General features: G+C 68.5%; 15 protein-coding genes and 1 pseudogene. 11 read left to right on the top strand and 5 right to left on the bottom strand.

Annotated features, from left to right (window positions below; genetic code table 11):
- Positions 1-79 precede the first annotated feature (79 nt).
- The gene (locus QMZ16_RS07280) at positions 80-1369 is read left to right on the top strand and encodes a homoserine dehydrogenase (RefSeq protein ID WP_282602727.1); all 1290 of its coding nucleotides are present in this window, start codon (positions 80-82) and stop codon (positions 1367-1369) included.
- Between the two features lie 78 nt (positions 1370-1447).
- On the opposite strand, the gene QMZ16_RS07275 is transcribed toward QMZ16_RS07280, so the two are convergent.
- Positions 1448-2374: a class I fructose-bisphosphate aldolase gene (locus QMZ16_RS07275; protein WP_022706693.1), complete on the bottom strand. Its 927-nt coding sequence runs from the start codon at positions 2372-2374 to the stop codon at positions 1448-1450.
- 215 nt (positions 2375-2589) lie between these two features.
- Here QMZ16_RS07275 and QMZ16_RS07270 point away from each other — a divergent pair, with 215 nt between their 5' ends.
- Positions 2590-3036 carry a hypothetical protein gene (locus QMZ16_RS07270; protein WP_282602726.1) on the top strand — a complete coding sequence of 149 codons (447 nt, stop codon included), beginning with the start codon at positions 2590-2592 and terminating at the stop codon, positions 3034-3036.
- A gap of 40 nt (positions 3037-3076) precedes the next feature.
- On the opposite strand, the gene QMZ16_RS07265 is transcribed toward QMZ16_RS07270, so the two are convergent.
- Complete coding sequence (locus tag QMZ16_RS07265) at positions 3077-4279, bottom strand: phosphoglycerate kinase (protein WP_282602725.1); 1203 nt, start codon at positions 4277-4279, stop codon at positions 3077-3079.
- 179 nt (positions 4280-4458) lie between these two features.
- On the opposite strand from QMZ16_RS07265, the gene QMZ16_RS07260 reads away from it, so the two are divergent.
- The 7 genes from QMZ16_RS07260 to glmM all read left to right on the top strand — a co-directional run bounded on the left by QMZ16_RS07260 (position 4459) and on the right by glmM (position 12343).
- Complete coding sequence (locus QMZ16_RS07260; RefSeq protein WP_282602724.1) at positions 4459-4965, top strand: peptidylprolyl isomerase; 507 nt, start codon at positions 4459-4461, stop codon at positions 4963-4965.
- A 91-nt stretch (positions 4966-5056) separates the two neighbouring features.
- Positions 5057-5605: a peptidylprolyl isomerase gene (locus QMZ16_RS07255; RefSeq protein ID WP_282602851.1), complete on the top strand. Its 549-nt coding sequence runs from the start codon at positions 5057-5059 to the stop codon at positions 5603-5605.
- A 100-nt stretch (positions 5606-5705) separates the two neighbouring features.
- Positions 5706-8237, top strand: coding sequence for a putative PEP-binding protein (locus QMZ16_RS07250; protein ID WP_282602723.1), 2532 nt, complete (start codon positions 5706-5708; stop codon positions 8235-8237).
- Positions 8238-8516: 279 nt separating this feature from the next.
- Positions 8517-9161, top strand: coding sequence for a cell wall hydrolase (locus QMZ16_RS07245; protein ID WP_282602721.1), 645 nt, complete (start codon positions 8517-8519; stop codon positions 9159-9161).
- Positions 9162-9218: 57 nt separating this feature from the next.
- Positions 9219-10013: a dihydroneopterin aldolase gene (locus QMZ16_RS07240; protein ID WP_282602720.1), complete on the top strand. Its 795-nt coding sequence runs from the start codon at positions 9219-9221 to the stop codon at positions 10011-10013.
- 3 nt (positions 10014-10016) lie between these two features.
- Positions 10017-11003, top strand: a complete 987-nt coding sequence (gene folP, locus QMZ16_RS07235) for a dihydropteroate synthase (RefSeq protein WP_282602719.1) — start codon at positions 10017-10019, stop codon at positions 11001-11003.
- Positions 11000-12343 (top strand): phosphoglucosamine mutase, encoded by a 1344-nt coding sequence (glmM, locus tag QMZ16_RS07230; protein WP_282602718.1) that lies wholly within the window; start codon positions 11000-11002, stop codon positions 12341-12343. Before folP ends, glmM begins: the two co-directional genes overlap by 4 nt.
- Before the next feature lie 52 nt (positions 12344-12395).
- Here the strand turns inward: glmM and QMZ16_RS07225 are convergent, their stop codons facing one another.
- Complete coding sequence (locus QMZ16_RS07225; RefSeq protein ID WP_282602717.1) at positions 12396-13514, bottom strand: FAD-dependent monooxygenase; 1119 nt, start codon at positions 13512-13514, stop codon at positions 12396-12398.
- Positions 13515-13560: 46 nt separating this feature from the next.
- Positions 13561-13983 (bottom strand): RNA polymerase-binding protein DksA, encoded by a 423-nt coding sequence (dksA, locus tag QMZ16_RS07220; RefSeq protein WP_022706704.1) that lies wholly within the window; start codon positions 13981-13983, stop codon positions 13561-13563.
- A 172-nt stretch (positions 13984-14155) separates the two neighbouring features.
- Here dksA and QMZ16_RS07215 point away from each other — a divergent pair, with 172 nt between their 5' ends.
- The gene (locus QMZ16_RS07215) at positions 14156-14998 is read left to right on the top strand and encodes a MoxR family ATPase (RefSeq protein WP_022706705.1); all 843 of its coding nucleotides are present in this window, start codon (positions 14156-14158) and stop codon (positions 14996-14998) included.
- 3 nt (positions 14999-15001) lie between these two features.
- Here the strand turns inward: QMZ16_RS07215 and QMZ16_RS07210 are convergent, their stop codons facing one another.
- Positions 15002-15892: an SIMPL domain-containing protein gene (locus tag QMZ16_RS07210; protein ID WP_282602716.1), complete on the bottom strand. Its 891-nt coding sequence runs from the start codon at positions 15890-15892 to the stop codon at positions 15002-15004.
- Positions 15893-16094: 202 nt separating this feature from the next.
- Between QMZ16_RS07210 and QMZ16_RS07205 the strand changes: the two are divergent.
- A pseudogene (locus QMZ16_RS07205) lies at positions 16095-18384 on the top strand (hypothetical protein); the annotation flags it as partial.

Below are 18384 nucleotides of genomic sequence, written 5' to 3'. Positions count from 1 at the left end.
CGCGCAATTGCGGGTTTCGCGCGTTGCAAGCGTCGCTTCGACGGGCTAACACCCGCTGGATCAAAGACAAGAGGCTGTCATGTCGTCTCCCCTCCGTCTCGGCATCGCCGGGCTCGGCACCGTCGGGATCGGTGTCGTCAAGATCGTGCAGAAACACGCCGAACTGCTGTCCGCACGCAGCGGTCGCCCGGTCGAGATTACGGCCGTTTCCGCGCGCAACCGCACCCGCAACCGCGATGCGGACCTGTCCTCCTATCGGTGGGAGGACGACCCGATGGCCGTCGCCACCGCCGAGGATGTCGATGTCTTCATCGAACTGATCGGCGGCGATGCCGGCATCGCCCGCGACAGCATCGAGGCCGCGCTGCGCGCCGGCAAGGATGTCGTGACCGCCAACAAGGCACTGCTGGCCGTCCACGGTCAGGAACTGGCCGAACTGGCCGAAGGCCTGGGCCGCGTCATTCGCTTCGAGGCCGCGGTCGCAGGCGGCATTCCTGTCATCAAGGCCATGACCGAAAGCATGGCGGGCAACCGGATCACGCGCGTGATGGGCGTGATGAACGGCACCTGCAACTATATCCTGACCCGGATGGAAAGCGCGGGCCTGCCCTACGAGGCCGTCTTCGAAGAGGCTCGCCAGCTGGGCTACCTCGAAGCCGACCCGACGCTGGACGTGGGCGGGATCGACGCCAGCCACAAGCTGGCGATCCTGTCCTCGATCGCCTTCGGCACCCGCGTCGATTTCGACGCCGTCGAGATCGAGGGCATCGAGCGCGTCAGCATCGACGACATCCGCCGCGCCTCGGACATGGGCTATCGCATCAAGCTGCTTGGCGTCGCGCAGATGACCGCGCGCGGGCTGGAACAGCGCATGTCGCCCTGCCTCGTGCCCGCCGACAGCCCCCTGGGGCAGCTGATGGGCGGCACGAACATGGTCGTGGTCGAAGGCGACAGCGTCGGCCAGATCGTGCTGCGCGGCGCAGGCGCCGGCGAAGGCCCGACCGCCAGCGCCGTCATGTCCGACATCGTCGAGATCGCGCGCGGCCTTCGCCTGCCGGTCTTCGGGCAGCCTGCCGGTCGCCTCGTCTCGGCCCAGCCTGCCCGCACGGCGGTTCCGGCGGCCTACTACATGCGCCTCGAACTCCAGGACAAGCCGGGCGCGCTTGCCAAGGTCGCGGCGGTGCTGGGCGATGCCGGCATCTCGATCGACCGCATGCGCCAGTACGGACAGCACAGCCCGGCCAGCGTGCCGGTTCTGGTCGTGACCCACAAGACCACCCCCGAAGCGATCGACCACGCGATCGAGGCATTGCCCAAGACCGGCGTCCTCGTCAGCGATCCGGTAGAGCTGCGCATCGAAGAAGTCTGAAAACCGGAACGGGGGCCGCAAGGCCCCCGTTTCACATCGTGTCGCCTGCCCGGCCATGCCGGGCAGGTGTCCGCAAGGTCAGGCGCCCTTGTAGATGTCGACCAGCTTCTGCAGCATATCCAGCGCATCCTCGCGCGAACGCTGGAAGCTGTTGCGCCCGATGATCGACCCGTTTCCGCCACCGTCGCGGATCGCGCGCGCATCGTCATAGACGGCATCCGCGCCCTTGGCCGCCCCGCCCGAGAAGACGACGATCCGGCGCCCGCCAAAGGACGCCTCCATGCAATGCTGCACGCGCTTCGCCTGGGTCGCGATGTCGATCTGCTTCTCCTCGTAGACCTTCTTAGCCTCGGGCAGCATCAGGTGGTCGGTCGACAGCTTGATCTTGATGATATGCGCGCCGATCAGCGCCGCGATCTGTGCCGCATAGGCCGCGATGTCAATCGCGGTCTCGCCGTCCTTGGTGATCGCTTCGCCGCGCGGATAGGACCAGATGACGGTCGCGACGCCCTTGGCGGCCGCTTCCTTGCGCATCTCGACGATCTCCTCGAACATGTCCAGCGCCATGTCCGACCCCGGATAGATCGTGAAGCCGATGGCGGCGCAGCCAAGGCGCAGCGCGTCGTCCACCGAAGCGGTGATCGCCTGGTTCTTGCCCGCCGTGTTCGACATCAGGCTGTTGGCGCTGTTCACCTTCAGGATCGTCGGGATCTGCCCCGCGAAGGTATCAGCACCCGCCTCGATCATCCCGAGCGGCGCCGCATAGGCGTTCAGCCCGGCGTCGATCGCCAGCTGGTAGTGATAATGCGGATCGTAGCCCGCCGGGTTCGGCGCGAAGCTGCGTGCGGGACCATGCTCGAACCCCTGATCGACCGGCAGGATGATCATCTTTCCCGTGCCGGCCAGCTTGCCGGTCATCATCATGCGCGCCAGCTGGGCTTTGACGCCCGGCGTCTCCCCTTCGTAATTGGCGAGAATGCGGCGCACCGTGTCGGTCATCTGCATGGGAGAACTCTTCCTGATTGTGGGTCGGGAACGGGATAGCACGGCAATGCGACAAAACAATGCTGATGACGCTAACGGTCCGTAAACAAATCCGTTTTATTCGCCCGCCTGTCGATATGGACAGTTCTACATAAAATCGTCCGAGTTAACGATTCGGTAATCCGCGGCATTTGCGGCAAGTCCTCGGCATTCCTTTGCGTGAAAAGGCAGAACGAATGCATATCAACGGCAATTTGAATAACCTGCACCTGCGCCTGTTCATCCAGAACGACAGCGCCGATGCCAGCTTCGAGACATCGCTTTTCAGCCGCGCCATCACCGTCGGCGCGGAGGAAATCCCGGAACCGTCGCAGACCGCTTCGCAGACAGGCAGCAACAATCACCCCGCATGGGTGGCCCGCTCCGAGAGCTATCGCCAGGCCGCTGAAACCGCGCGGGCAGAGGAGGCCGAGACGACGGCGGCCCCATCCAATCCGGAACCCGCGCCAGCACCGGAACCGGAACCCGCACAGTCGGCGGACCCAGCTGCGGAACCCGAACACGCGCCGGAACCCGATACCGCACAGCCTGCGGAACCGGCGCCCGCCGCCCAGACCGGCACGCAGACCGGATCGACCGGCGGCAGCCGTCGCGGCGGGTTGTTCGGCTGGCTCGCAGGCTGAAACGAAAAAGGGCGGCCCGATATGGCCGCCCTTTCCGAAATCAGTGCTTCGAGGCTTCCAGCGCCGCGACGCCCGGAAGCTCCTTCCCCTCCATCCATTCGAGGAACGCGCCCCCCGCGGTCGAGATGAAGGTGAACTTCTCGGCGGCACCCGCCTTGTTCAGTGCCGCGACGGTATCGCCCCCGCCCGCGACCGAGATCAGCGATCCCTGCTCGGTCATCTCGGCGGCGCATGCGGCGGCGGCATTCGTCGCGGCATCGAAGGGCTCGATCTCGAAGGCGCCAAGGGGGCCGTTCCAGATCAGCGTCCGGCAGGCGGTCATGGCCTGGCGCAGCGCCTCGACGGTCTCGGGACCGGCATCCAGGATCATCGCATCCGCCGGGCATTCCCCGACCGGCAGCGTCTCGGAGGCGGCACCGGCCTTGAATTCGCGCGCGACCACGATGTCGACCGGCAGGTGGATCTTGCAGCCGCCGGCCTCGGCCTTCTCGATGATGGCGCGGGCCGTGTCGGCCATGTCGCGCTCGGCCAGCGACTTGCCGACCTCGACGCCCTGGGCGACAAGGAAGGTGTTGGCCATGCCGCCGCCGATGACCAGGTGATCGACCTTCTCGATCAGGTTCTTCAGCAGTTCCAGCTTGGTGGACACCTTGGCACCGCCGACGACGGCCATGACCGGACGCTGCGGGTCGCCCAAGGCCGCGTCAAGCGCCTTCAGCTCGGCCTCCATCAGGCGGCCCGCGCCTGCGGGCAGCAGCTGCGCCAGCCCCTCGGTCGAGGCATGCGCCCGGTGCGCCGCCGAGAACGCATCGTTGATGTAGACGCTGCCGAGCGCCGCCATCGAGGCCGCGAAGGTCGCGTCGTTCGTCTCCTCGCCCTCGTGGAAGCGGGTGTTCTCCATCAGGGCGACCTGCCCCTTTTCCAGCGCGGCGACGGCACGTTTGGCGGGGCCGCCGATGCAGTCCTCGGCGAAGACCACCGGCTGGCCCAGGGCCTCTTCCAGCGCGGGCACGATCTGCTTCAGGCTCATGCCCTCGACGCGCTTGCCCTTGGGGCGGTCGAAATGCGCCAGCAGGACGGGAATGCCGCCTGCCGCCTGGATGTCCTTGACGGTCGGGACGATCTTCTCGATGCGCGTCGCGTCGGTCACGCGGCCATTTTCCACGGGGACGTTCACATCGACGCGCGTCAGGACGACCTTTCCGTCAAGATCCATGTCGTCGATGCTGTTGAACTGGGCCATGTCGCGTCCTTTCGGGCTTGCAATATGCTTTGCATGGCTTGTCCCGCATGGCGCGGGGATCGTCAACTGGCGCTTGGGCGGGATCATGCCGCCGCCACGCGCCCCGTCACGGTTTCGCGCGTTGTGCTTCACCGATCAAACCCCTAGATGTCAGGACGAACCTGCGAGAGGAGGGCCCTATGGCCGATATCAAGGACCCCGAGAACACCATCATCATCGAGCTGAAGGACGGCCCCGTCGTCATCGAGCTTCTGCCCGACGTGGCCCCCAAGCATGCCGAGCGCATGAAGGAACTGGCCCGCGCAGGCGCCTATGACAACGTGGCCTTCCACCGCGTCATCGACGGCTTCATGGCCCAGACCGGCGACGTGCAGCACGCCAACATGGAAAAGGACTACAACCCCGGTCGCGCAGGCACCGGCGGCTCGGACCTGCCGGACCTTCCGGCCGAATTCTCGGGCGTGCCGCATGACCGCGGGACCCTGGGCGCGGCGCGTTCGCAGAACCCCAACAGCGCGAACAGCCAGTTCTTCATCAACTTCAACGACAACCACTTCCTGAACCGCCAGTACACGGTCTATGGCCGCGTCATCTCGGGGATGGAAGCCGTCGACAAGATCCAGCCCGGCGAGCCGCCTGCGAACCCCGACCGCATGATCAGCGTCAAGGTGGCCGCCGATGCGTAAGGCATTCCTGATCCCCGCAATCCTAGCGATGGGCGCGCATGGCGCCATCGCGCAGGACACCCCCGAGGTCGAAGATACCGACGGCCCGAACATGGTCATCACCGTGGCCGATGCCGAGGGCGCCGAGAAGGGCACCATCACGCTGGACCTGCGCGAGGACCTGGCCCCGGCCCATGTCGCGCGCCTGGTCGAGCTGGCCGAGAGCGGCGCCTATGACAACGTGGTCTTCCACCGCGTCATCGACGGCTTCATGGCCCAGACCGGCGATGTCGAATACGGCAAGCAGGACGGCGATGCCGGCATGGCGGGCATGGGCGGTTCCGACTTGCCCGACCTCGAGGCCGAGTTCACCGACACCTCGTTCCAGCGCGGCACGGTCGGCATGGCACGCGCCATGGATCCGAACAGCGCGAACAGCCAGTTCTTCATCAACTATGCCGCGACGCCGTTCCTCGATGGGGAATACACCGTCGTCGGTCAGCTGATCGAGGGCTGGGATGTGCTGGACGCCATCAAGAAGGGCGACAGCTCGCGTCAGGGCAACGGCAAGGTCGAGGCCCCCGACTATATGGCGACCGTCGTCATCGAGGGCGCCGAGGCACCCGCCGAAGACGCCGAAGCTGAGGAAGCCGAAGGCTGATCACCGGAAAAGGGGGCTGCGGCCCCCTTCTTCATTCGGACCGTCCGCGACGGCCATAATGCACTTGCAGCACGGGCGATGCCGTCACTACTGTGCGGACATGACAAGCGCGCCAATTGCCTCTGCGATCGAGATCACACCGACTGCCAAAATCTCTCGCGAGACGCATGGCTGGCGATCCAAGTGCCTGCAGCGCCTGATCCGGATGGACCTGCCCGTCCCGCGCAGCTTCGCCGTCGATTGCGACAGCGTGCGCAGCATCAGCCAGGGCCGCCCCATCCCCGCGACCGAACTGGCCGAGATCTTCGGCGGAAGCGGGCTGGTCAGCGTGCGCCCCTCGGCGGTCAGCCCGGAATGGGGCGGACCGGGCACCGTGCTGAATGTCGGCATCAACAACGCGCTGCATGAACGCCTGACCGCGCAGATCGGCAGGGCGAATGCCGACGGCGTCTACCTGTCCTTCGTCCAGAGCTATGCCACCCATATCGCGCGGCTGGACCCCGACCTGTTCACGCTGGACGGTCCCGACGCCCTTGCGCGCGCGCTGGACATCTATCGCGGAGAAACGGACGAGGACTTTCCCCAGGACCCCGTCAAGCAGCTGTCCGAGGTGCTGCGTTCCATGGCGCGGGCATGGGACGGGCCGACCGCGCGCCTGCTGCGTCAGGCCAAGGGGGCGCCCGCCGATGCGCCCCTGGGGCTGGTCGTGCAGGAAATGGCGCTGGCACTTGGGCCGGGGCTGTGCGGATCGGGGACCATCCAGTTCATCGACCCGGTGACCGGCACGCCGCGCGTCACCGGACGCTTTCGCGGGCAGCATCACGGTCAGACCGTCGGCTCGGGGGCGGAAACGCTGTACCTGACGCAGGACGACCGCGGCCCCGCGCTGGAGGACAGCGCCCCCGAGATCTTCGACGAGCTGATCCGCTTCGGCATCGCCTCGCGCGAACGCCTGAGAGAGGAGATGCAGATCGAATTCGTGCTGACCGGCGGCGCCATCTCGGTCATCGACGCGGTGCGCACGCAGCGCAGCGCCCGTGCGGGACTGCGCGTGGCGGTCAGCCTTGCCCGCGACGGCATCATCCCCGTCGAGGAGGCGCTGATGCGCGTCGAACCGCGCGCCTTGGCCGAGTTGCTGCACCACCAGATCGACCCGCGCGCCCCACGCGACCTGATCGCGCGCGGCATCGATGCCAGCCCCGGCGCGGCCACCGGGCGGATCGTCTTTTCCGCGTCCGCCGCGCAGGCGGCCCAGTCGCGAGGAGAGCCCTGCATCCTCGTGCGGCGCGAAACCGTCCCCGAGGATATCCGCGGCATGCACGCCGCTGTCGGCGTCCTCACCGAACGCGGCGGCACGACCAGCCATGCCGCCGTGATCGCGCGCGGGATCGGCCTGCCCTGCATCGTGGGCGCGACCGCCATCGTCATCGACGCCCGCAACCGCACGCTGCGCGCGGGCCCCCGCACCCTGTCCGAGGGCGACGAGATCACCATCGACGGCAGCACGGGCGAGATCCTTGCCGGTGCGGCCGTCCTGCTGCCCCCTGCCCTGGACGACGCATTTACGCAGCTGATGGACTGGGCCGAGGATGCGGGCGGGCTGGGCGTGCGCGCCAATGCCGACACCCCCGAGGACGCGCTGACCGCGCGCCGGTTCCGCGCCCAGGGCATCGGCCTGTGCCGGACCGAGCACATGTTCTTCGACGCGGAACGCCTGCCCGCCATGCGAGAGATGATCTTCGCCGACACCCCCGAGGATCGCCGCCTTGCGCTGGAACGCATCCTGCCCATGCAGCGCGCCGACTTCACCCGCCTGTTCGAGATCATGGCCGGTCATCCCGTCACGATCCGCCTGTTCGACCCGCCCCTGCACGAATTCCTGCCAAGCGACCGCGACGGGTTGCGCGAACTGGCGGCCTCGCTCGATCTGCCCTTGTCGGACGTGACCCGCCGCGTCGAGGCCCTGACCGAGTTCAACCCCATGCTGGGGATGCGCGGCGTGCGGCTGGGCATCACCGTCCCCGAGATCTACGACATGCAGGCCCGCGCCATCTTCGAGGCCGCCGTCGAGGCCGGCCACAAGGGCGATCCCGTCGTCCCCGAGATCATGATCCCGCTGGTCAGCGCCATGAAAGAGGTCGAGCTGGTCCGCACCCGCGTCGATTCCGTGGCCGCCGCCGTCCGCAACGAACGCCGCACGGATTTCACCTATCACCTTGGCGTCATGGTCGAAACGCCCCGCGCCGCGCTGCGGGCGGGCGACATCGCCGAGCACAGCGCCTTCCTGTCCTTCGGCACGAACGACCTGACGCAGATGACCTATGGCCTGTCGCGCGACGACGCGGGGCGCTTCATGGGGACCTATGTGAACCAGGGCGTATTCGCCGAGGATCCGTTCCACCTGCTGGACGAGGACGGCGTGGGTGAACTCGTGCTGACGGGCGTCGAACGCGCGCGCCTGCACAACCCCGACATCACGATCAGCGTCTGCGGCGAACATGGCGGCAACCCCGAATCCATCGCCTTCTGCGACCGGGTCGGGATCGACTATGTGTCCTGCTCACCCTTCCGTGTGCCGGTCGCGAGGCTTGCATCCGCGCAATCCGCGATCCACCGGCGACGCGGTCGTTGATTCGCGGCTCAATCACAACCTTCGATTGACGAAATATCCCCATCGCGCCCCGGCCCGTGGCGCGAAATGGCCGATTCACGCCAATACCCCAGAAAAGCATAGGCAAGAAAATGCCGGTATCAGGGGAAAACCGATCGGTTCGGGCGGTCACGCGCTTGTTGGCTGGATTGCAGGAACCTTGGAACCTTAAGCAGTCGGCCACTCGGAGGCGTTGCCGATCTGCTCTCGGCATGCCGCCTTAACGCCCCTTAAAGGGCGACGATGTAAGTAGGACCGACCATGCCCATGCTGCCTCATCGGCTGGCGCACGCCTGTCTCTGTGCCGCTGCCGCCTTGACCATATACGCCTCTCCCACCGCTGCTGGCGGGACCGGCTCTCTCTTCTCGGCCGAGATCGGCCTTTTCGGTGCTGCCGCCTCGACGGTGACCGCCAACGTGGATTCGCCGCTGCTCTATGCGAACCACGAGGCGGATCTGGACACCACGCCGACCGACGATGCCACCGTGTATCTGACCAGCAATGCCGCCAGCTATTCGCAGCAGGACCTGCAATGCCTGGCCGAGGCGCTGTATCACGAAGCCCGCGGCGAGGGCCGTCAGGGCCAGGCCGCCGTGGCCGAGGTGATCCTGAACCGCGTCGACAGCCGGACCTTCCCGTCCAGCGTCTGCGGCGTGATCAACCAGCCCAGCCAGTTCAGCTATACCATCGGGGGCGCCAAGCCGATCCGCAACAAGTCCGCCTATCTGCGGGCCGTGGACATCGCCAAGGCCGCATTGTCGGGCGCGCCGCGCAACCTGACCGGCGGGGCGACCTATTTCCACACGCCCTCGGTCCGTCCCGCATGGGCCCGCCGCTTCCAGCGCACGGTGCAGATCGGGCGCCACATCTTCTACAGCACCGGCCAGCGCGTCGCCTCGAACTGAGCGATCTGCTGCGCGGCAGGGCTTGCCCGCCGCGCGGTTTTGCTGTGAATGGCGGATATGGAACAACCGGACCGCATCTTTCTTCGCGACCATGTCATCTCGGCCGAGATCGGCGCCTTCCAGTCCGAACGCGGGCTGGAACAGCGCATGCGCTTCAACCTGACGGTCGACCTGCGCGACAGCGTCGAGGGCGTCGACGACCAGGTGGACCGCATCCTGTCCTATGACGTGCTGACCCAGGCCATCGACACGGCGCTTGCCGACCGCCGCTATGACCTGGTCGAGACCCTGGCCGAACGCATCGCGGCCGAGGTGCTGGCCCATCCCCGCGCCGCCCGCATCGACGTATCCGTCGAGAAACTGGACCGTGCGCCGGGCGCCCTGGGCATCCGCATCATCCGCGATGCGGGCCGCGTGGCCGCGACCGGCGTTTCGGGTCAGATGCGCGTCGTGGTCTGGTATTCGCCGACCCAGATTCCCGAAGGCGCGACGGCGATCCTGCCCAGTTTTCCGAACCTGCCCCTGCCGACAAGCGGCGACCGCAGGCGCATCCGGCTGCTTGCCTATGATCAGGCCGCATGGTCGCTGGCATCCGACCTGAACCTCGAGGTCGCCTCTACCCGGACCGAGATCGAGGCCGCAAGCCTTCAGGGCCGTGCCGTGGTCTGGGCCCCTGCCCGCATGTGCTTCGACGCCCCCGAGGCCGGCGATACCGACGACACGCTGGCCTTCTGGCTGGCCGACCGGCTGGGCGCGACCGGCGTCGATTTCTCGATGCCCGAAACCCATCCCCTTCCCGCGGCCCCGGGGGGGCTGACCCTGCCCATCGGTCGCCTGCAACCGAAGGTCTAGGCCATGACCGCACGGCAGTATTTCCGACCGATCCCGCAGGACCGTGGCGGGCGCTGGCGTCTTGCCGGCGGCTGGACCGGCTTTTCCCGGTTCGAGCTGCTGGAGCGCGGCCAGCCGCCGCGCATCACCGATGACGCCCCCGCCGAGATCCTCGACCGGCTGACCGCCCCGCGCGCGCCCCTTGCGGGCCTGTCGATGGACCGCCCCCGCATCATGGGCATCGTGAACGCCACGCCCGACAGCTTCTCGGACGGGGGCGCGTATGATCCGGCAGCGCAGGCCGCAAGGCTGGTCCGCGACGGCGCCGAGATCCTGGATATCGGCGGCGAATCCACCCGCCCCGGCGCGACCGAGGTCGCCATCGCGGACGAGATCGCCCGCGTCCTGCCCGCGATCGACGCGGGCCGCCATCTGGCGCCTGTCTCGATCGACACGCGCAAGGCCCGGGTCGCCAAGGCCGCGATCGATGCGGGGGCCGTCATCGTCAACGACGTGTCGGGCCTGGATTTCGACCCCGATCTTGCGGATGTCGTCGCGCGAAGCGGCCTTCCACTGTGTCTGATGCACGCGCAGGGCGTGCCCCAGACGATGCAGGACGATCCGCGATACGACGACGTGGTGCTGGACGTCTATGACGCGCTGGAGGAACGGATGCGCCGCGCGATGGCGGCAGGAATCCGCGCTGACAGGATCGTGGTCGATCCAGGCATAGGATTCGGCAAGACTCAGGCGCATAATCTGGCGATCCTGCGGCGCATCTCGGTCTTTCACGGGCTGGGCTGTCCGATCCTGCTGGGCGTCTCGCGCAAGCGGTTCATCGGCGCGATCGGCGGGGCGGAACAGGCACCGGATCGCGCGCCGGGCACGCTGGCGGTCACGGTCGCGGCGGTCGCCCAGGGGGTACAGATACACCGCGTCCACGATGTCGCGGAACATGCACAGGGCCTGCGTCTGATCGCGGCCCTCAACGAAGAAGAGGCAGGGACATGAGCAGGAAGCTTTTCGGAACGGACGGCGTTCGCGGACGTGCGAACACCCATCCGATGACCGCCGAGATGGCGCTGCGCCTTGGCGCCGCCGCGGGCCGGTTCTTCCGCCGTGACGGGCGCAACAGGCATCGCGTGGTCATCGGCAAGGACACGCGGCTGTCGGGCTACATGCTGGAGAACGCGCTGACCGCCGGTCTGACCAGCACGGGCATGAACGTCCTGCTGCTGGGCCCGGTGCCGACGCCTGCCGTCGGTTTCCTCACGCGGTCGATGCGCGCTGATCTGGGGATCATGATCTCGGCCAGCCACAACCCGGCCGAGGATAACGGCATCAAGTTCTTCGGTCCGGACGGGTTCAAGCTGTCGGACGAGGCCGAGGCCGAGATCGAGGAGATCGTCGCGGGCGAGATCGAGCCCGCCCAGCCGCGCAATATCGGGCGGGCCAAGCGCATCGACGACGGGCGTGGCAGGTACATGGAATATGCCAAGACCACCTTCCCGGCCGGTCAGCGGCTGGACGGGCTGAAGGTCGTGCTGGACTGCGCGAACGGCGCGGCCTATCGCGCCGCCCCCGAGGTGCTGTGGGAACTGGGCGCCGACGTGATCCCCGTGGGCGTGAAGCCCGACGGGTTCAACATCAATGACGGCGTCGGCAGCACCCACCCCGAGGCCTGCGCGGCCGCGGTGCGCGAACATGGCGCGCATCTGGGCATCAGCCTCGATGGCGATGCGGACCGCGTGGTGATCGTCGACCAGAACGGACGCGTGGCGGATGGCGACCAGATCATGGCGCTGCTGGCAGGGCGTTGGGCCGAACAGGGCCGCCTGTCGGGGAATGCGCTTGTCGCGACCGTCATGTCGAACCTGGGGCTGGAACATTTCCTGCAAGGTCGCGGCCTGCACCTCGAACGCACCAAGGTCGGCGACCGCTACGTGGTGGAACGCATGCGCGAAGGCCGCTTCAACCTGGGCGGCGAGCAGTCGGGCCATATCGTCATGACCGACTATGCCACGACCGGCGACGGGCTGGTGGCCGCGATGCAGGTCCTTGCCGCGATGGCCGATACGGGGCAGCCGGCATCCGAGCTGGTCTCGCAGTTCGATCCGGTTCCGCAGCTGCTGAAGAACGTGCGCTATGCCGCCGGGGCCGACCCGCTGTCGGCCGAGGCGGTCAAGCGCGTCATCGCCGATGCCGAAACGCGGCTGGCCGGGCGCGGTCGGGTGCTGATCCGAAAGTCGGGGACCGAACCGCTGATCCGCGTCATGGCCGAGGCCGAGGACGAGCGCGAGTTGAACGAGGTCGTCGACGGCATCGTCGCGGCAGTGGAAACGGCGGCCTGATCTTGCGTCCCGCGATGGCGGGGGGAATTGCATCCCCCCGACCCCCTGCCGTTCAGGGATGCGCGGCGACGGGATCGTAGTCGTAAAGCCAGTCGAACCTGCCCGGCATCACCCGTGGGGCGATCCGGTCCGCGATGCGCAGCACCGAATGGCCTGCCAGCCGCATCGCGCCGCGCAGGTGATAGTTCCTGGCGTTGGCGTTCGCGGCCTCGACGATACGGGTCACGCGCGGGATGCGCGCCTGCGCATAGGCGTGCAGCGCCCGATCCTGTGGCTGCGCATCGAGGCACGAGGCCAGAACCCACGCATCCTCGATCGCCATTCCGGCACCTTGGGCTAGGAAGGGCAGCGTGGGATGCGCAGCGTCGCCAAGGACCGCAAGCGTTCCATCCGTCCAGACGGGCGCCACCGGATGGCGGAACAGACCCCACAGGTTCACCTGATCGACAGCCGCAAGCCAGGCGCGCACCGGATTTCCGAAATCCGCGAATGCCGCGCGCAGTTCGTCGGGGTCGCCGGGCTGCGACCACCCCTCGTCCTGCCAATCGCGGCGTTCCTGCACCGCGACGATGTTCCGAAGCCCCTGTCCAAGGGGATAGCTGACGAGATGCCGCCCCGGTCCCATGAAGACATGAGCCTCGGGCGGGCCGTCGCCTGCGATGACCGCGCGCCATGCGGTCTGGCCGGTGAAGAAGGGAACCTCTCGGCCGTTCAGCCATTCGCGGCTGTGGCCGTGGATGCCGTCGGCGCCCACGACCAGCGCGGCGGCGGGAAGGGCATCGACAGTGCGGCCCAGACGGACGGTCACACCGGCGGCGCGTGCGGCATCCGACAGGACCCGGATCAGGCGCGGTCGGTGGATCAGCAGGAAATCGGCATCCGGTCGGTGCGACGCCAGGTCCATGCGCAGGACCCTGCGGCCCGCAGCATCGTTCAGCTGGACGGCGCGGTTGCGCACCGCAGCCTCCCGCAGGGCCTGCCCGACCCCCAAGGCATCGAGAACCCTGACCGCATTCGCCGAGATCTGGATGCCCGCGCCGACGTCGCCCAGTTCCGCGGCGCGTTCGTCCAGCGTCACGTCAGCCCCGCGACGGGCCAGCGCGAGGGCCGCGGTCAGCCCGCCGATCCCCGCGCCGATGACGGCTGCGCGACGCCCCTGCAGATGGCCCATTGGCTGCCCTTGCACGAAAAGGCCCCGCAGCGCGGGGCCGTTGGCGTCAGTTGTCGCGGTGAACGCGTTCCTTGCGCTCGTGGCGTTCCTGCGCCTCGAGGGTCATGGTCGCGATCGGGCGCGCGTCCAGACGCTTGAGGCTGATCGGCTCTCCGGTCATCTCGCAGTAACCGTATTCGCCGACCTCGATGCGGCGCAGGGCGCTGTCGATCTTCGAGACCAGCTTGCGCTGACGGTCGCGGGTGCGCAGCTCGATCGCGCGGTCGGTTTCCTCGCTCGCGCGGTCGGCGATGTCGGGCACGGCACGGGCGCTGTCCTGCAGGCCTTCGAGCGTCTCGGCCGACTGGTCCAGCAGTTCGGCCTTCCAGGCTTCCAGCTTCCGACGGAAATATTCGAGCTGGAGCTCGTTCATGAAGGGCTCGTCCTCGGCGGGACGGTAGTCCTGGGGAAGGAAGGTCTGGGCTTTCATTACGTCCTCCGGCGGCGCCGGGCGGGTATGAAATTCCGGCACCTTGGGCGCCCCATTACGCCAAGTTTCACGGCTTGTCACTAGCCTTGCGCCGATGGCTATGCGTAATCTGCAACCCGAGCCGCTGAAACAGGCAGTTTCGATCAAGCAATTCTTGCGAAAGGAAGAGCCGATGCAATTCACCGGGACGGACCGCTATGTCGCGCCGCCAGACCTTGCGATGGCGGTGAACGCCGCGGTGACGCTGGAACGCCCGCTGCTGGTCAAGGGCGAACCCGGAACCGGCAAGACGGAACTGGCGCGTCAGGTCGCCGCCAGCCTGTCGATGCCGCTGATCGAATGGCACGTCAAATCAACGACCAAGGCCGCGCAGGGGCTGTACGAATACGACGCGGTCAGCCGGTTGCGCGACAGCCAGCTGGGCGACCCGCGCGTCCACGAGGTTGCGAACTATATCCGGCGCGGCAAGCTGTGGCAGGCATTCGAGGCCCCGGAACGGGTCGTCCTGCTGATCGACGAGGTGGACAAGGCCGATATCGAGTTTCCGAACGACCTGCTGCAAGAACTGGACCGGATGGAGTTCCACGTCTACGAGACCGGCGAGACGATCCGCGCCCGGCAGCGGCCCGTGGTCATCATCACCTCGAACAACGAGAAGGAGCTGCCCGACGCCTTCCTGCGCCGCTGCTTCTTCCACTTCATCCGCTTTCCCGACCCCGAGACGCTGAAACGCATCGTCGAGGTCCATCACCCCGACCTCAAGCCCCGCCTGCTGGACACCGCCCTGACGCAGTTCATGGAAATCCGCGAGGCACCGGGCCTGAAGAAGAAGCCCTCGACCAGCGAGTTCCTCGACTGGCTGAAGCTGATCCTGGCCGAGGATCTGGCCCCCGAAGACCTGACCCGCGACCCGGCCACGATGCTGCCGCGCCTGCACGGCGCGCTGCTGAAGAACGAACAGGACGTCGCCCTGTTCGAGAAGCTGGCCTTCATGGCCCGCAGGCAGTCGCGCTGAGGGTCAGCGGACCTCGGGCAGCGGCTCGACGATGCCGGGGGCCACAGGCTCGTCCGGTGCGGGCGCGCCCTCGTCCGGCAAGGGCGGCGTGACCTCGCGCTCGGGGCGAGCCTTGGGGCGGCCGTCGCGGGCCTTGCGCCGACCCATGTCGCACGCGGCATCGCCGGTCAGCGCGTATTCGATCTGGACCTCGGCGTTCAGCTCGACCTCTCCGGCCTGCACGGGCACGCTGTCGGCCATCGCGGCCTCCATCCGCATCATCGGCTGGGGCGCGCGCCCGCCGCTGCTCTCGCGCATGGACAGGATCGGTCCCAGCTGCGCGCCCGCGGCCTCGGCCAGCAGTTCGGCCTTGCGGCGGGCGTCCTGGACGGCCGCGATGCGGGCCTCGTCCAGCCCCGCGTCGCCGTCCTGCCGCTGGAAGGCGATGCCGTTGATCTCGTTGGCGCCCGCCCCCACGATCGCATCCAGAACCTGGCCCAGGCGGGCAAGGTCGGTCGCGCGGATCGTGACCATGTTGCGCGCCTCGTAGCCGGTGACCTTCGGCGGCTGGCCTTCGTCGTATTGCATGACCGGACGCAGGTTCAGCCCCGAGGTCTGGATCTGCGCATCCGCGATCCCCGCACCCGTCAGAGCCTCGATCACGGCGTTCTGGCGGGTCGAGTTCTCGGACATGGCCGCGTCGGCGCTGTCGCCCTGCGTCGTGACCCCAAGCGTGATGACCGCCATGTCGGGCGCGACGCGCGCCTGCCCCGACCCTGCGACGGACAACCGCGACGGTCCGTGATCCGCCCCGCAGGACATCGTCCCGCCCTGCTGCGCCATCGCGGGCGCGACCGCCATGGCGCTCAGCGCGGCGCCCAGCAGCGTGCTGCGGATGGTTGAATTCCCTTGCATCGGCTCGCTCCTTCTCGATGCGTGTAAGCCTGCGGGAAGACTGCGCCTTTCGGTCCGGATATCCTAGCCCCATCGACCGCCGATCCGATCACAGGACCGCCAGTAACGCTTCCTTCGATACCCGATTTGCGGTAGTGTCGTGGACAATAAACCAAATCGCGCCGCCAAGCGGCCACCCTTCCCCGAGCAGTGACAACATTTCATGAACCATCACGCCGCGCCCCCCGAATTCGCGATGAGCTTCACGCAGGAGGCCGTTCAGCTGGAACGCCGCAGGGGGCCGGACTGGCACCCCGTCGGACAGGCCGAATTCAGCCGGACCGACCTTGCCGCAACGCTTGGCGCGATGCATCGCGACGCGGGCGGCCTGCCCGGCGCAAGCGACACGCTGCTGGTGATCCCGGACGACCAGATCCTCTATACCACGCTGACGGTTCCCTTCGGTTCGGACACCGCCGCGACGATCGCCAAGGCGCTGGAGGCCGCGACCCCCTATGCCGCCGAGGAGCTGACCTTCGACTGGTGCCCTGCCGAGAACGGCGACATCGAGACGCTGCGCGTCGCCGCCGTCGCCCTGCGGACCCTGGAAGAGGCCGAGGATTTCGCCCGCGCGCAGGGGTTCCACCCCTCGGGCTTCATCGGGCGACCGGATGACGAGCGCTTCGACGGGCAGCCGGATTTCGGCTCGGCCCGCGCGATCCGCCCTGTTGCCGCGCGGCCCTTCAGTCAGCCCGACCTGAGCCAGGCACGTGTCACCGCCCCCGCGATCGAGATTGCCGAGGAACGGCCAGCCGCGCCGTCGATGCCGGTCGTCTCGGCCATCGTGCCGCACCGCTATGCGCCCGAACCGGCTGCGGAACCCCTGCCCGAGGTCGAGGCCGCGCCCGTGGGTGCGCCCAAGGTCATCCGCTATGGCAACGGCCTGTCGCCGCGTGCCGCCGCCGTCCATGATCGCGCCGCCGCAGCCCGCGCCCTGCGCGCCGAGCGGCAGGAGGACCGCGCCGAGGAACCCGCCGCCGCCGTGATGGCGCAGCTGCGCCGGATCGATTTCAGCCGCCTGCCCGTCATGGTCGGCGGCCTTGCGGCGCTGCTGCTGGGCGGGATGCTGTTCTTCGGCAGCGACGCTCCCGAACAGTCCGTTGACGTGACCGGCACCCCCGAGATCGTCGAGGAGATGCCGACCGAGACCGGCGCCCTGCCCGATCCGCAGCCCGCAGCCGAGCCTGAATTCGTCGAAGCCACGCCCGAGATCGCGCCCCCCGCGCCCGAGGTTCAGGCGCCGGTCGCCCTGCCCCCCGAGGCCGTGGCCGCGGCAACCGCGCTTGCCGACCGCCTTGCGGCTCCGATCGAACCTGCAGACGCCCCCGCGGACGACGCCCTGACCCAGGCACTGGCCGAAGCGATCGGCACTCCGCAGCCGGAACCCGAACTGCCCGCCCAGCCAGAGGCAGCCGAGACAGAGACGACCGAAGAACCCACCCCCGCACCGGTCGAGACGACCGAGGCCGCAACGCCGCCTGCCGCAACGCCCGCCCAGACGCAGGCCGCCACGCAGGCTGCCGCCCAGGCGCGCGCCAATCTGCGCAGCTCGGCCCGTCCGCCGCGCACGCCGCCCGTGGCCGCCCGCGAACCCGCAGCGCCCGACACGCGTCCGGTCCTGCCCGGCAACCCGTTGCCCTACGAGGCCCGCACCGCGCCTCCGGTGCGCAGCGTGACGGGCGCGCGACCGCCCTCTCGTCCGGCAGCTTCGGCCCCGGCGCCCGCACCCGCGCCTGCGGCAACCCCGACACCCAGCCCGCCGCAGGCTTCCGCTCGGCCCGCGACGACTACGGCATCGCGTCCGCCCAGCCCCAACCGCCGCCCCGCGGCCCAGCCCGAACCCCAGCCCGCCGCACCCGTCGCGCAATCCAGCGTCGGAAGCGCCCGCCCGCCCTCGCGCCCCGAGGAAGGCAGCCGCGCCGAGGATGACGCCCCGCGCCCGCTGACGCGCGACGAACGCGCGGCACTGGAACGCCAATTGCGTGATTTCCGCACCGCGCAGGTGGGGGCCAGCGGCCTTGGCCAAGGCGAACGCCGCGTGCTGATCCAGTTGGCCGATGCGCGCCCGATGCGGCGCCCGACATCCGTCAGCGCCCCCTCGCAGAAGGCGGTGACCGATGCGCTGCAGGCCGCGCAATCCGACGGCCTGACCGGCGCCCGCCCGCCCGAGCGCGAAGCCGAAGAGGCCGCGGCCCGTCCGGCGGCCTCGACCCCGGCCAGCGTCACGGCATCGCGCCGCCCGCCCGCACGGCCCGCATCGGCCCGTCCGGCCAGCCCCAGCCTGTCGCAGGATGCCGTTCAGGACGCCATCGCATCGGCCATCGACGACAGCACGGCGCGTCCGGGCGGTGTCGCGCTGACCACGCTGGCATCGTCGGCCAAGCCGCCGCGCCGCGCCGCAGGTGCCGCGACGAACGCGATCGCGGCCACCGCAGCACCTGTCGCGGGGGGGG

Source organism: Paracoccus sp. PARArs4 (genome assembly GCF_947311865.1).
In the GTDB taxonomy this organism is placed as follows: domain Bacteria; phylum Pseudomonadota; class Alphaproteobacteria; order Rhodobacterales; family Rhodobacteraceae; genus Paracoccus; species Paracoccus zeaxanthinifaciens.
This window is presented reverse-complemented; position numbering and strand designations above follow the sequence as displayed.

Coding starts and splice junctions, on each gene's coding strand:
- QMZ16_RS07280 (WP_282602727.1), top strand. CDS start 80: ATGTCGTCTCCCCTCCGTCTCGGCATCGCCGGGCTCGGCACCGTCGGG.
- QMZ16_RS07275 (WP_022706693.1), bottom strand. CDS start 2,374: ATGCAGATGACCGACACGGTGCGCCGCATTCTCGCCAATTACGAAGGG.
- QMZ16_RS07270 (WP_282602726.1), top strand. CDS start 2,590: ATGCATATCAACGGCAATTTGAATAACCTGCACCTGCGCCTGTTCATC.
- QMZ16_RS07265 (WP_282602725.1), bottom strand. CDS start 4,279: ATGGCCCAGTTCAACAGCATCGACGACATGGATCTTGACGGAAAGGTC.
- QMZ16_RS07260 (WP_282602724.1), top strand. CDS start 4,459: ATGGCCGATATCAAGGACCCCGAGAACACCATCATCATCGAGCTGAAG.
- QMZ16_RS07255 (WP_282602851.1), top strand. CDS start 5,057: ATGGTCATCACCGTGGCCGATGCCGAGGGCGCCGAGAAGGGCACCATC.
- QMZ16_RS07250 (WP_282602723.1), top strand. CDS start 5,706: ATGACAAGCGCGCCAATTGCCTCTGCGATCGAGATCACACCGACTGCC.
- QMZ16_RS07245 (WP_282602721.1), top strand. CDS start 8,517: ATGCCCATGCTGCCTCATCGGCTGGCGCACGCCTGTCTCTGTGCCGCT.
- QMZ16_RS07240 (WP_282602720.1), top strand. CDS start 9,219: ATGGAACAACCGGACCGCATCTTTCTTCGCGACCATGTCATCTCGGCC.
- folP (WP_282602719.1), top strand. CDS start 10,017: ATGACCGCACGGCAGTATTTCCGACCGATCCCGCAGGACCGTGGCGGG.
- glmM (WP_282602718.1), top strand. CDS start 11,000: ATGAGCAGGAAGCTTTTCGGAACGGACGGCGTTCGCGGACGTGCGAAC.
- QMZ16_RS07225 (WP_282602717.1), bottom strand. CDS start 13,514: ATGGGCCATCTGCAGGGGCGTCGCGCAGCCGTCATCGGCGCGGGGATC.
- dksA (WP_022706704.1), bottom strand. CDS start 13,983: ATGAAAGCCCAGACCTTCCTTCCCCAGGACTACCGTCCCGCCGAGGAC.
- QMZ16_RS07215 (WP_022706705.1), top strand. CDS start 14,156: ATGCAATTCACCGGGACGGACCGCTATGTCGCGCCGCCAGACCTTGCG.
- QMZ16_RS07210 (WP_282602716.1), bottom strand. CDS start 15,892: ATGCAAGGGAATTCAACCATCCGCAGCACGCTGCTGGGCGCCGCGCTG.